This window comes from Pseudomonas tritici (assembly GCF_014268275.3).
Lineage (GTDB): Bacteria > Pseudomonadota > Gammaproteobacteria > Pseudomonadales > Pseudomonadaceae > Aquipseudomonas > Aquipseudomonas tritici.
The window spans coordinates 5157685-5169577 of the sequence record NZ_CP077084.1 but is presented as its reverse complement, the minus strand read 5'-3'; the positions used below and the strand labels follow the sequence as shown (position 1 = coordinate 5169577).

Below are 11893 nucleotides of genomic sequence, written 5' to 3'. Positions count from 1 at the left end.
GATGGAAGCAACCACTCAAGGTTTTACTGGATGTTTGTACAGTGCATTTGGTGCTGGTCGCGGACGCGGTTCAGCGCCTAGACTTTGTCGATCTTCAGTACAGGAATAGCCCGTGACCTCCATTTTCTGGTACGACTATGAAACCACCGGCATCAACCCGCGTAGCGATCGCCCACTCCAGGTAGCCGGCATCCGGACGGACTTTGAACTCAATGAGATTGGCGCCCCGGTCAATCTTTACTGCCGGCCCAGCGACGATATCCTGCCGCATCCCGTCGCCTGCGCGATTACCGGTATCACGCCCGCGATACTCGCGGAAAAAGGCCTGGCCGAGGCCGACTTCATGACGCGAGTGCATGCTGAACTGGCCGCGCCGGGTACTTGTGGCGCCGGCTACAACACCTTGCGATTTGACGATGAAATGACGCGCTACAGCCTGTACCGCAATTTTTTCGACCCTTACGCGCGGGAGTGGCAGGGCGGTAACAGTCGTTGGGATTTGATCGACGTGGTCCGCACGGCCTACGCCCTGCGCCCGGAAGGTATTGAATGGCCGCAACAGGATGGGCGTGTCACGCTCAAGCTGGAGCGCCTGACCGAAGCCAACGGTATCGACCATGGCCAGGCTCATGATGCGTTGTCCGATGTACGCGCCACGATTGCGTTGGCTCGACGGGTCCGTGAGAAGCAGCCCAAGCTGTATGAATGGTTGTTTCAACTGCGCAGCAAGCAACGGGTGATGGACCAGGTACGCTTGCTGCAACCGATGGTGCATATCTCCGGGCGGTTTTCCGCCGAGCGCCATTACCTGGGGGTGGTGCTGCCGCTGGCGTGGCACCCGCGCAATCGTAATGCATTGATCGTCTGCGATCTTGGGCTTGATCCACAAGGGTTGCTGGACCTTGATGCGGATGCCTTGCGCCAACGCCTTTATACCCGCCGTGACGATCTTGCCGAGGGTGAGCTGCCGGTACCGCTCAAGTTGGTACATATCAACCGCTGCCCGGTGGTTGCCCCGTTGAATGTGCTACGGGCTGAAGATCGTGAACGCTTGCACTTGGATATGAATATCTATCAGGAACGAGCGCTGCGGCTAACTGACGCACAGGAACTTTGGCGCGATAAGTTGGCGATCATTTACGCCGAAGATGATTTCGTCCCGAGTTCAGACCCGGAGCAACAGCTTTATGATGGTTTTATCGGAGATCGTGATCGGCGCTTATGCGAACAAGTCCGGACGGCCGAGCCTGCGCAATTAGCTCGCCAGCAATGGCCTTTTGATGATCAGCGTTTGCCTGAATTATTGTTTCGCTACCGCGCGCGTAACTTCCCCGATACCTTGAACAATGAGGAGCAACAACGCTGGACACTTTTCTGTCAGCAACGTTTGTCTGACCCGCAGTGGGGCGCGCCGAATACCCTTGGGGCATTTAAGCAGGCTCGGCAAGAGTTTGCCGTTAGTGCAACGCCGTTTCAGGCCGAGGTACTGGAGCAGTGGCAGGAGTATGCGGACTCTCTGGCCGCCAAGGTAAACCTGTAGTCGACTTTGACAAAACAGGCAGGCAATAAAAAACGCCAGCAGGCTGGCGTTTTTAAGGTGTTGCGTATCAGGCGCAGGAGGCCTGGCGAAGCTTAGCCCAGCAGGGTAGCCCAGCCTTCAACCACGTCACCGCCCCACTTGGCTTTCCACTCTTTCAGGGTTTTGTGGTTGCCGCCTTTGGTTTCAATCACTTCACCGTTGTGCGGGTTTTTGTATTGCTTGACTTTGCGAGCGCGCTTGGTGCCAGTAGTTTTTACAGCGCCGCGCGGTGCTTTAACTTTCGAATCTGGATCCAGCAGCGCGATGATGTCACGCAGGGATTTGGAGTATTCACCCATCAGGGTGCGCAATTTGCCTTCGAATTCCAGCTCGGTTTGCAGTTTGTCGTCTTGGGACAGATTCTTCAAACGGGCTTGCAGCTCTTTGATAGCTTCTTCGGTGGCACGGTATTCGTTGATCAGAGACATGTGGACTACCTTATGTAGAGCGCTGATTGACAGGGATAGTGGCCCAATAATAGTCAGGCGGTTTCCCCAAGTAAACATTTAAGGTCGTATTTATGTGAATTACTTTGAATGTTTGTAGCATTGCTATGCATTCGAGTTAATTACTAGGGCGTGAACCTAAGACAATCTGCTTGAAATGCGAGGAACACCCATAGGGTAACGCAGTAGATTCATATAAAGGTGGTAAAACCATAGGCTATTAAGGGGCATGGTACGGGCCAGCGATCAGAATAAGCCTCAACGAATACTGCAGTTTTCTCGCGCAATGGCTAGAATGGCGGCCTTTGTGAAGTTCTGGAGTTTCCCCCTAATGCGCACTTTTCGGCTGGTGATTGCTTGCCCGGACCGGGTCGGCATCGTTGCCAAAGTCAGTAACTTTCTGGCCTCCCACAATGGTTGGATCACCGAAGCGAGTCATCACTCGGACGATCTCAGCGGTTGGTTCTTCATGCGTCACGAGATTCGTGCCGACTCGCTGCCTTTTGGTCTTGATGCCTTCCGCGAAGCGTTTGCGCCGATCGCCGAAGAGTTTTCGATGACCTGGCACATCACTGACACCGAGCAGAAAAAACGTGTGGTATTGATGGCCAGCCGCGAATCCCACTGCCTGGCTGATTTGCTGCACCGCTGGCACAGCGATGAGCTGGACTGCGAGATCGCTTGCGTGATTTCCAACCATGATGACCTGCGCAGCATGGTTGAATGGCATGGCATCCCGTATTACCACGTGCCTGTCAACCCGCAGGACAAGGAGCCGGCGTTCGCTGAAGTCTCGCGTCTGGTCAAGCAACATGAGGCCGACGTTGTGGTGCTGGCGCGCTACATGCAGATCCTGCCGCCGGAGCTCTGCCGCGAATACGCTGGCAAGGTGATCAACATCCACCACAGCTTCCTGCCGTCCTTCGTAGGGGCCAAGCCGTACCACCAGGCTTCCCTGCGCGGCGTGAAGTTGATCGGCGCGACCTGCCACTACGTCACCGAAGAGCTGGACGCCGGCCCGATCATCGAGCAGGACGTGGTGCGTGTCAGCCACAGCGACAGCATTGAAGACATGGTGCGTTTCGGCCGTGATGTCGAGAAGATGGTCCTGGCCCGTGGCCTGCGTTACCACTTGGAAGACCGCGTGCTGGTGCACGGCAACAAGACGGTCGTGTTCTGACCGACGTGCTGTGATTGAAGAATGAAGGGCCTGGGCGTTAAATCGCTCCAGGCCCTTTTTCGTTGTGCGTTGTTGAGGATTGAGTCATGAGTGACCCGCTGGACAAAGCCACGTCAAAAGCCCCGGCGACCCTGGGGGAAGGGTGTTTGAGTCGATATGACCCGGATGACCTCGACAGTGAGGACGGCACCGAATTTCCCGGTGCCGCCGAGTTGTGGGAGCAGGAGCAGGGTAAGCCCGAGCCCGAGGACGCGTAATCGCCCGCCTGGATCAGATGCGGAAACTGCCCACCAATTGCTTCAATCGTGACGCTTGCCGCTCAAGGTCGCCACAGGCGCGCAGCGTGGACTGCAGGTTTTCCACGCCCTCCTGATTGAGGGTGTTGATCTCGGTAATGTCCATGTTGATCGACTCCACCACCGAGGTTTGTTCTTCAGTGGCAGTGGCGACCGACTGGTTCATGCCATCGATCTCACCGATACGCTGGGTCACGCTGTTCAAGCGTTCTCCGGCCAGGTTGGCGATGTCCACACTGTCGAGGCTGTGACGCTGGCTTTCACTCATGGTGCTGACCGAATCCCGGGCGCCGATTTGCAGTTCCTCAATCATCGTTTGCACTTGTTGCGCCGATTCCTGGGTGCGATGAGCCAGGTTGCGCACTTCATCCGCGACCACCGCAAACCCACGTCCGGCTTCCCCTGCGCGGGCCGCTTCGATGGCGGCGTTCAGTGCCAGCAGGTTGGTTTGCTGGGAAATACTGGTGATCACCTCAAGAATCTGCCCGATATTCACCGTCTTGCTATTGAGCGCTTCGATGTTGCTGCTGGAGGCGCTGATCATCGCCGACAGTTGGTTCATCGCCTTGATATTGCGCTCCACCACTTGCTGGCCGTCTTCAGCCAAGTGTCGCGCGTCGCTGGCCTGGCTCGACGCTTGAGCAGCATTGCGCGCGATTTCCTGGGCGGCAGCGCCCAGTTCGTTGATGGCGGCCGCCACGCTATTGGTGCGATTGGCCTGTTCGTCGGAGTTGACCATCGACGAATTGGACGCGCTGACGACCCGCAGCGCCACCTCATTGACCTGTTCGGTGGCCGAAGACACTTCACGGATCGAGGTATGAATACGTTCCACAAACCGATTGAATGCGATACCCAGCGTGCCGAATTCATCATTGTTCTGGATGCTCAGGCGACGGGTCAGGTCGCCTTCGCCGTCGGCTATGTCCTGCATGGCGCGCGTCATCACATGCAAGGGTTGCAACAGCACGCGGATCAGCATGCCGAGCAGGGCGATGATGATCACCACGGCAATGATCGTAGCGATGACCGCGGAAGTGCGGAATTCGCTGAGCATGGCGAAGGATTTGTCTTTATCTACCGAGATGCCGAGGTACCAGTTCACCGAGGGCAGTCCCTTGATCGGTGTGAAGGTCACGATAGCGTCTTTGCCGTTGGCCTCGACTTCGCTGAAGTCTGCGCTGATCTTCGGGGTGTTTTTCGGGTACACGTCGGCGAGGGTCTTCATCACCAGGTTTTTGTCCGGGTGTACCAATACTTTGCCATCGGCACTGACCAGGAAGGCATAGCCCATGCCGCCAAAGTTCAGCGCGCCAATGTTATCCACCAGCGTTTGCAGGCTCAGGTCGCCACCGACCACGCCGATGCTCTGGGTGCCCTGGGTGCTGGGGGTGGCAACGGAAATGATCAATTTGCCGGTGGCGGCATCGATGTAGGGTTCGGTCAGGGTTGAACCGTTGCTGCTCTGGGCGCCTTTGTACCAAGGGCGCACACGCGGATCGAAGCCGTCCGGCATCTTGGCGTCGGGGCGGATGGTGAAGGCGCCCTTGCTGTCGCCGACGTAGGTTGCCATGAACGAAGAGGTCAGTGCTTTTTGTTCCAGCAGGCTGGCAACGGCGGCAGGCTCGGGGTTGATAGCGATGTTTTGCGCGGCGTTTTCAACCAGTGCAATGCGCCCGGTCAGCCAGGTTTGAATGTTGCTAGCGGTGACATCGCCCATTTCATGCAGGTAGTTGTTGAGGTCGTCACGAATCGCGTTGCGTTGCAGGTAATCGTTGTAGAGGGTAAACAGCGCGAAAGCGGCGATGACGATAAGGGAGGCTGCAAGCAGGATTTTATGGCTGAAGCGCAGATTTTTATTCATGGCTTGTAGGGTCCGCTATGGTCTTAATATCCGAGGCGCGTCCTCGTGGGATACGCAAAATGGTAGCGTCAAAAAAGGTGTAATAATTCGGGTGATAGCTCTGTGGGTCACTGTAGGAACTATCCGACCTGTTTTAGACTTTGTGGGTCTCACATAGGCCTGTATCGACCTGGCGACACTAAAGATTAACCATGGGTGACGAAATGCCTGATTCCACGCAACTCCTTATCGGTGCTGACCTTTCTGGCCAGCCTATCGCCCAGGCCATGCGCCTGGCCAACCGTCACGGGTTGATCGCCGGCGCCACCGGCACGGGCAAGACCGTCACGTTGCAACGTCTGGCTGAAGCCTTCAGTGATGCAGGCGTGGCAGTGTTTGCTGCCGACATCAAGGGTGACCTGTGCGGCCTCGGCGCCGCGGCGAACCCCCAAGGCAAGGTCGCCGAGCGCATCGCCGGCATGCCTTTCCTGAACTACACGGCCAAGGCTTATCCGGTCACGCTGTGGGACATCCACGGGCAGTCTGGCCATCCGTTGCGCACCACCATCAGCGAAATGGGGCCGTTGTTGCTCGGTAGCCTGCTGGAACTTACCGACAGCCAGCAGTCGGCGCTCTATGCCGCCTTCAAGGTGGCGGATCGCGAAGGCCTGTTGCTTCTGGACCTCAAAGACCTCAAAGCACTGCTTAACCATCTGCGCTATCACCCGCAATTGCTGGGCGAAGACGCAGCGCTGATGACCACGGGTTCCAGCCAGGCATTGTTACGACGCCTGGCGGTGTTGGAACAGCAGGGCGCCGAAGCCTTGTTTGGCGAGCCGGCCTTGCAATTGGAAGATATCCTGCAGCCCACCAGCGACGGGCGCGGGCGCATCCACCTGCTGGACGCCAGCCGCCTGGTGCACGAAGCGCCGAAGGTATACGCGACGTTCCTGCTGTGGCTGTTGGCGGAATTGTTCGAGCAACTGCCCGAGCGCGGTGACGCCGACAAACCGCTGCTCGCACTGTTTTTTGACGAAGCGCATTTGCTGTTCGCCGACACGCCCAAGGCGTTGCAAGAGCGTTTGGAGCAGGTGGTGCGGCTGATTCGTTCGAAAGGCGTTGGCGTGTATTTTGTCACCCAGTCGCCAGGCGACCTGCCGGACAGCGTACTGGCCCAACTCGGCCTGCGCATCCAGCATGGCCTGCGGGCGTTTACCACTAAAGAACAGAAATCTTTGCGCGCCGTAGCGGACGGCTTCCGGCCAAACCCGGCCTTCGACGCGTTGTCGGTATTGACCGAACTGGGCACGGGTGAGGCTTTGGTGGGCACCTTGCAGGAAAAGGGCACGCCGGAGGTGGTCCAGCGCGTACTGGTCGCACCGCCACAATCACGGATCGGGCCGCTCAGCGAAGCCGAGCGCGCTGCCTTGGTCGCCAGTTCGCCATTGCAGGGCCGGTATGACAAACCGATCGATCGGGAATCCGCTTATGAAGTGCTTATGTCACGCAAGGAGCTTGGGCCGACCGAAGAGGCCAAGCCAGCCACCGATGAGCCAAGCTTTACCGACAGGGCCGGGGCGTTTCTCGGCACGACGGCGGGCAAGGCGCTGAAGTCAGCGATGCAGCAAGCCGCCAATCAGATGGGCCGGCAACTGGTGCGTGGTTTGTTGGGGTCGTTATTGGGCGGGAGCAAGCGCAAATAGCGAATCAGGGTTTGGGCTTGGCATGGGCAGCCAACCGCTCAAGCGCCGCGCGCAAGCCGGGGTCGCTGATGCCGTCGGCCGTTGCCTGAATGGTTTCGGCCGCATTTGTCGAGAGGTCCAGGGTATGACCCGCCACGCCGGGTAGGGGGGTGGGCGGTTGTACTTTGAATTGGATGCGCGTCAAACCAGCAAACTCATCAAAGGTCATCAATTGACGCTGCAGGCGTTTTTGCTGATAACGCAAACGCGTTGCCCAGTGGCCATCTGTGACAATAAGCAGCAGGTTCCCCTCACGCCACGACGCCACGCGGCAGTGTTCGCGCGCGGCGGGTTGCAGCTGGCTTTCGAGAAGGCGTTGCAGATGGCCCAAGCGTTGTGCATGGCCAAAGATAGCTTTCAACGGCTTGGCTTCGCGCAGCAACACGGCAGGCGCGCGGGCTGTTAGTGGGCGAAATGCCATTATTGGACACCTTAAGTAACAGAGCGGCCATCTTAGCAGAAAGCGCCTGTATGCCCTCAGGCCATGCCTCCATGGGGTTTTGTGCGTGAAATCAATCAGTAACTTCTTCGCTCCATGGGTTGAAGTTCCAGCAAAAGCCCTTATTTTAAACAAGCCCTCTCACAGCGCCGCACCAGCATCGGGGAACAACGCCACTTTCCTCACCCACGAATCCGGGTAGAATGCGCGTTCGCATGCGGCCGTGAGGGCTGCTCGGGCCACTCACGGTGCGCCCTCCATCCCTATGTGTGGAAGAACCTGCCGATATGTTTGCGCCTTTGTTAAAGAAACTTTTTGGAAGCAAGAATGAGCGCGAAGTCAAACGCATGCTCAAGACGGTGCAGCTGGTCAATGCCTTCGAAGAGCAGATGGTTGCCCTTTCGGACGAGCAATTGCGCGCCAAGACCGAAGAGTTCAAGGCCCGCATAGCCAAAGGTGAAACCCTCGACAAGCTGCTTCCCGAAGCCTTTGCGGTCGCCCGCGAAGCCGGCAAGCGTGTCATGGGCATGCGCCACTTCGACGTCCAGTTGATCGGGGGCATGACCTTGCATGAAGGCATGATTGCCGAAATGCGTACCGGTGAAGGCAAGACCCTGGTGGCAACCCTGGGCGTTTACCTCAACGCACTGTCCGGCAAGGGCGTGCACGTTGTGACGGTGAACGACTACCTGGCTCGCCGGGACGCCAACTGGATGCGCCCGCTCTATGAATTCCTTGGCCTGACCGTCGGCGTGGTAACGCCGTTCCAGCCGCCGGAAGAGAAGCGCGCCGCCTACGCTGCCGACATCACCTACGGCACCAACAACGAATTCGGTTTCGACTACCTGCGCGACAACATGGCGTTCAGCATGGAAGAAAAATTCCAGCGCGAACTCAACTTTGCCGTGATCGACGAAGTCGACTCCATCCTGATCGACGAAGCCCGTACCCCACTGATCATCTCCGGCCAGGCCGAAGACAGCTCGCGCCTGTACACCGAGATCAACAAGTTGATCCCGCGTCTGGAGCAGCACATCGAAGAAGTGGAAGGCGTAGTGACCAAAGAAGGTCACTTCACCATCGATGAGAAGACCCGCCAGGTCGAACTCAACGAAGCCGGTCACCAGTTCGTCGAAGACATGCTCACCCAGATCGGCCTGCTGGCCGAAGGCGAAAGCCTGTACTCGGCGCACAACCTGGGCCTGTTGACCCACGTGTATGCCGGTCTGCGCGCGCACAAACTGTTCCATCGCAACGTTGAATACATCGTGCAGGACGGCCAGGTCGTTCTGGTTGACGAACACACCGGTCGTACCATGCCGGGTCGTCGTCTGTCCGAAGGCCTGCACCAGGCCATCGAAGCCAAGGAAGTGCTCAACATCCAGGCTGAAAGCCAGACGTTGGCCTCAACCACGTTCCAGAACTACTTCCGTCTGTACAACAAACTGTCCGGCATGACCGGTACGGCTGACACTGAAGCGTTCGAATTCCACCAGATCTATGGCCTGTCGGTCGTCGTTATCCCGCCGAACAAGCCGCTGGCGCGTAAAGACTTCAACGACCTGGTGTTCCTGACTGCCGAAGAGAAATACGCGGCAATCATCAACGACATCAAGGATGGCATGGCCCAGGGTCGTCCGATCCTGGTGGGTACCGCCACCATCGAAACTTCCGAGCACGTGTCCAACCTGCTCAACAAGGAAGGTATCGAGCACAAGGTCCTCAACGCCAAGTTCCACGAAAAAGAAGCCGAGATCATCGCCCAGGCCGGTCGCCCAGGCGCGCTGACCATCGCCACCAACATGGCCGGTCGTGGTACCGACATCCTGTTGGGCGGTAACTGGGAAGTGGAAGTGGCTTCGCTGGAAGACCCGACTCCAGAGCAGATCGCACAGATCAAGGCGGATTGGCAGAAACGCCACCAGGCCGTGCTGGAGTCCGGTGGCTTGCAGGTAATCGCCTCCGAGCGTCACGAATCGCGCCGTATCGACAACCAGTTGCGTGGTCGTGCTGGTCGTCAGGGTGACGCCGGTTCCAGCCGCTTCTACCTGTCGCTGGAAGACAGCCTGATGCGCATCTTCGCCTCGGACCGCGTGAAGAACTTCATGAAGGCCCTGGGCATGCAGTCCGGTGAAGCGATTGAGCACCGCATGGTGACCAATGCCATCGAGAAGGCACAGCGCAAGGTTGAAGGGCGTAACTTCGATATTCGTAAGCAACTGCTCGAGTTCGATGACGTCAACAACGAGCAGCGTAAAGTGATCTATCACATGCGTAACACGTTGCTGGCCGCCGACAACATTGGCGAGACCATTGCTGACTTCCGTCAGGACGTGCTCAATGCCACCGTCAGCGCTCACATCCCGCCACAATCCCTGCCAGAGCAGTGGGATGTTGCCGGCCTGGAAGCCGCGTTGAAGAACGACTTCGGTGTCGAGTTGCCGGTTCAGCAGTGGTTGGACGAAGACGATCACCTCTACGAAGAGACCCTGCGCGAGAAGCTCATGACCGAGCTGCTGGCTGCGTACAACGAGAAAGAAGAGCAGGCGAGTGCCGAAGCACTGCGCACGTTCGAGAAGCAAATCGTGCTGCGCGTGCTGGACGACCTGTGGAAAGACCACCTGTCGACCATGGACCACCTGCGTCACGGCATCCACCTGCGTGGCTACGCCCAGAAGAACCCGAAGCAGGAGTACAAGCGCGAGTCGTTCACGTTGTTCTCCGAACTGCTGGATTCGATCAAGCGCGATTCGATCCGCGTGCTGTCCCACGTTCAGGTGCGTCGCGAAGACCCGATCGAGGAAGAAGCCCGCCTGCGCCAGGAGGCCGAGGCACTGGCGGCACGCATGCAGTTCCAGCATGACGAGGCGCCAGGTCTGGAAGCCCCTGAAGTACTGGGCGAAGAGATTGATGTGGCGCTGGCTCAAACCCCGGTTCGCAACGACCAGAAGCTGGGTCGCAACGAGCTGTGCTATTGCGGTTCGGGCAAGAAGTTCAAACACTGCCACGGCCAGATCGAATAAGATTTCCGCCTGACGCTGCAACACCCTGCGCCGCGACCGGCCTCTGCCGTCGCGGCGTTTTGCCATTAATTTCGCCGTCGATCATGACGGTACAGACATCACCGATTTTTAAGGAGCGCATTCATGGCTGTTGGTCTTGGTCCTTTGCCCACATTGCACCCGGTTGCCGGTTTTGAACTGGGTATCGCTTCGGCCGGCATCAAGCGCCCGGGGCGCAAGGATGTGGTGGTGATGCGTTGCGCCGAAGGCTCGACCGTCGCCGGGGTATTCACCCTCAATGCGTTCTGTGCCGCGCCGGTGATCCTGGCCAAGCAACGCGTGGCTGGCACCATCCGTTACTTGCTGACCAACACCGGCAATGCCAACGCCGGCACCGGCGAGCCTGGCCTGGTGGCCGCCGCGCGCACCTGCGCCAAGCTGGCCCAGTTGACCGGCGTCGACGCCAGCCAAGTGCTGCCATACTCCACTGGCGTAATCGGCGAGCCACTGCCCGTGGAAAAAATCGAAGGCGCACTGCAAGCCGCACTCGATGACCTGTCTGTGGATAACTGGGCGGCAGCGGCTACCGGCATCATGACCACCGACACCCTGCCAAAAGGCGCGAGCCGCCAGTTTGTGCACGATGGCGTGACCGTCACCGTGACTGGCATCAGCAAGGGCGCGGGCATGATCCGCCCGAACATGGCCACCATGCTCGGTTACATCGCCACCGACGCCAAAGTCTCTCGCGACGTGCTGCACAGCTTGATCCTGGACGGCGCCAACAAGTCGTTCAACCGCATCACCATCGATGGCGATACCTCGACCAACGACTGCTGCATGCTGATCGCCACCGGCCAGGCCAACCTGCCGGAAATCACCGAGGCCAGCGGCCCGCTGTTCGCGGCGTTGAAGCAGGCCGTGTTCGAAGTGTGCATGGACGTGGCCCAGGCCATCGTGCGTGACGGCGAGGGCGCGACCAAGTTTGTGACGGTTGAAGTCAACGGCGGCGGCAACCACCAGGAATGCCTGGATGTCGGTTACACCGTGGCTCACTCGCCACTGATCAAGACCGCATTGTTCGCCTCTGACCCTAACTGGGGCCGTATCCTGGCGGCAGTCGGCCGTGCTGGCGTGCCAGACCTGGACGTGAGCAAGATCGACGTGTTCCTCGGTGATGTGTGCATTGCCAGCCGTGGCGCCCGCGCCGAGACCTACACCGAAGCCCAAGGCTCGGCGGTGATGCAGCAGGAAGAAATCACCATCCGCATCGAGCTGGGTCGCGGCGAGTGCAGCGAAACCATCTGGACCACCGACCTGTCCCACGAATACGTGAAGATCAACGCGGAATACCGTACCTGATCGC

At 58.5% G+C, this 11893-nt stretch carries 9 protein-coding genes and 1 pseudogene; 6 read left to right on the top strand and 4 right to left on the bottom strand.

Translation table 11 applies throughout. The annotated features are described in order from the left end of the window. Positions 1-112: 112 nt before the first annotated feature. Complete coding sequence (gene sbcB / locus HU722_RS23570; protein ID WP_065873609.1) at positions 113-1540, top strand: exodeoxyribonuclease I; 1428 nt, start codon at positions 113-115, stop codon at positions 1538-1540. A 92-nt stretch (positions 1541-1632) separates the two neighbouring features. Here the strand turns inward: sbcB and mvaT are convergent, their stop codons facing one another. Continuing rightward, the gene (gene mvaT / locus HU722_RS23565) at positions 1633-2007 is read right to left on the bottom strand and encodes a histone-like nucleoid-structuring protein MvaT (protein WP_008432352.1); all 375 of its coding nucleotides are present in this window, start codon (positions 2005-2007) and stop codon (positions 1633-1635) included. A 349-nt stretch (positions 2008-2356) separates the two neighbouring features. On the opposite strand from mvaT, the gene purU reads away from it, so the two are divergent. Together purU and HU722_RS23555 are read left to right on the top strand one after the other, a co-directional pair. After that, positions 2357-3205 carry a formyltetrahydrofolate deformylase gene (gene purU, locus HU722_RS23560; RefSeq protein WP_065873608.1) on the top strand — a complete coding sequence of 283 codons (849 nt, stop codon included), beginning with the start codon at positions 2357-2359 and terminating at the stop codon, positions 3203-3205. A gap of 86 nt (positions 3206-3291) precedes the next feature. Then, positions 3292-3462 carry a hypothetical protein gene (locus tag HU722_RS23555; RefSeq protein WP_175403015.1) on the top strand — a complete coding sequence of 57 codons (171 nt, stop codon included), beginning with the start codon at positions 3292-3294 and terminating at the stop codon, positions 3460-3462. A 13-nt stretch (positions 3463-3475) separates the two neighbouring features. Here the strand turns inward: HU722_RS23555 and HU722_RS29340 are convergent, their stop codons facing one another. Together HU722_RS29340 and HU722_RS29335 are read right to left on the bottom strand one after the other, a co-directional pair. Beyond that, a complete protein-coding gene (locus HU722_RS29340) occupies positions 3476-4240 on the bottom strand; it encodes a methyl-accepting chemotaxis protein (protein WP_371905447.1) in 765 nt (254 codons plus the stop codon). 93 nt (positions 4241-4333) lie between these two features. Further along, positions 4334-5365: pseudogene (locus HU722_RS29335) on the bottom strand (HAMP domain-containing protein); the annotation flags it as partial. 203 nt (positions 5366-5568) lie between these two features. Between HU722_RS29335 and HU722_RS23545 the strand changes: the two are divergent. After that, entirely contained in the window at positions 5569-7047 is a 1479-nt protein-coding gene (locus HU722_RS23545; RefSeq protein WP_065873638.1) for a helicase HerA-like domain-containing protein, read from the top strand. Positions 7048-7051: 4 nt separating this feature from the next. Here the strand turns inward: HU722_RS23545 and HU722_RS23540 are convergent, their stop codons facing one another. Beyond that, complete coding sequence (locus HU722_RS23540; RefSeq protein ID WP_065873606.1) at positions 7052-7507, bottom strand: DUF721 domain-containing protein; 456 nt, start codon at positions 7505-7507, stop codon at positions 7052-7054. A 305-nt stretch (positions 7508-7812) separates the two neighbouring features. Between HU722_RS23540 and secA the strand changes: the two genes are divergently transcribed. After that, a complete protein-coding gene (secA, locus tag HU722_RS23535; protein WP_065873605.1) occupies positions 7813-10548 on the top strand; it encodes a preprotein translocase subunit SecA in 2736 nt (911 codons plus the stop codon). Between the two features lie 123 nt (positions 10549-10671). Beyond that, the gene (gene argJ, locus HU722_RS23530; protein ID WP_065889944.1) at positions 10672-11889 is read left to right on the top strand and encodes a bifunctional glutamate N-acetyltransferase/amino-acid acetyltransferase ArgJ; all 1218 of its coding nucleotides are present in this window, start codon (positions 10672-10674) and stop codon (positions 11887-11889) included. Positions 11890-11893 lie beyond the last annotated feature (4 nt).

Excerpts from the sequence above, each read along its gene's own strand:
- mvaT (WP_008432352.1), bottom strand. The coding sequence starts at position 2,007 with ATGTCTCTGATCAACGAATACCGTGCCACCGAAGAAGCTATCAAAGAG.
- HU722_RS29340 (WP_371905447.1), bottom strand. The coding sequence starts at position 4,240 with ATGGTCAACTCCGACGAACAGGCCAATCGCACCAATAGCGTGGCGGCC.
- argJ (WP_065889944.1), top strand. The coding sequence starts at position 10,672 with ATGGCTGTTGGTCTTGGTCCTTTGCCCACATTGCACCCGGTTGCCGGT.
- HU722_RS23545 (WP_065873638.1), top strand. The coding sequence starts at position 5,569 with ATGCCTGATTCCACGCAACTCCTTATCGGTGCTGACCTTTCTGGCCAG.
- purU (WP_065873608.1), top strand. The coding sequence starts at position 2,357 with ATGCGCACTTTTCGGCTGGTGATTGCTTGCCCGGACCGGGTCGGCATC.
- secA (WP_065873605.1), top strand. The coding sequence starts at position 7,813 with ATGTTTGCGCCTTTGTTAAAGAAACTTTTTGGAAGCAAGAATGAGCGC.
- HU722_RS23540 (WP_065873606.1), bottom strand. The coding sequence starts at position 7,507 with ATGGCATTTCGCCCACTAACAGCCCGCGCGCCTGCCGTGTTGCTGCGC.
- HU722_RS23555 (WP_175403015.1), top strand. The coding sequence starts at position 3,292 with ATGAGTGACCCGCTGGACAAAGCCACGTCAAAAGCCCCGGCGACCCTG.